This is a genomic window from Paenibacillus sp. KS1, from assembly GCF_001680695.1.
Classification (GTDB): Bacteria; Bacillota; Bacilli; order Paenibacillales; family Paenibacillaceae; genus Paenibacillus_B; species Paenibacillus_B suaedae.
This window is the reverse complement of record NZ_MAIS01000325.1, coordinates 1-374: the sequence shown is the minus strand read 5'-3', so window position 1 is coordinate 374 and position 374 is coordinate 1. Positions and strand designations below refer to the sequence as shown.

The 374-nt window shown below is 44.9% G+C and carries 1 protein-coding gene; it reads left to right on the top strand.

What is annotated here, in order from left to right; genetic code table 11:
- Window positions 1-374, top strand: a 374-nt coding sequence (locus BBG47_RS28510) for a transposase (protein WP_175400678.1), incomplete at both ends; no start/stop codon positions are given.

The following is a 374-nucleotide window of genomic DNA, read 5'->3' as shown; positions in this document are numbered from 1 at the left end:
GGTCTCCAAAGAGGCCGTGTATATTGCAGTCGGTATTCGTGAAGATCGTCCTAAGGAAGTATTATCGTATACCATTGCTCCAACCGAATCGGCCTATGTATGGAATGAGCTGTTAGTGGACGTGAAGGAGCGTGGTGTAGAAGAAGTCTTGTTGTTCATCTCCGACGGATTAAAGGGCATCGTGACAGCAATTGAGCAAGTATATCCAAAGGCAAAATACCAATCATGCTGCGTACATGTAGCACGTAATATTGCTCATAAAGTACGTGTGTCTGATCGAGCAAGCATCTGTGACGACTTCAAAGCAGTATATCGAGCAGAAGACGAGCAGTCTGGGAAAGCTGCTCTAGAGACTTTTTGTGATAAGTGGAAAG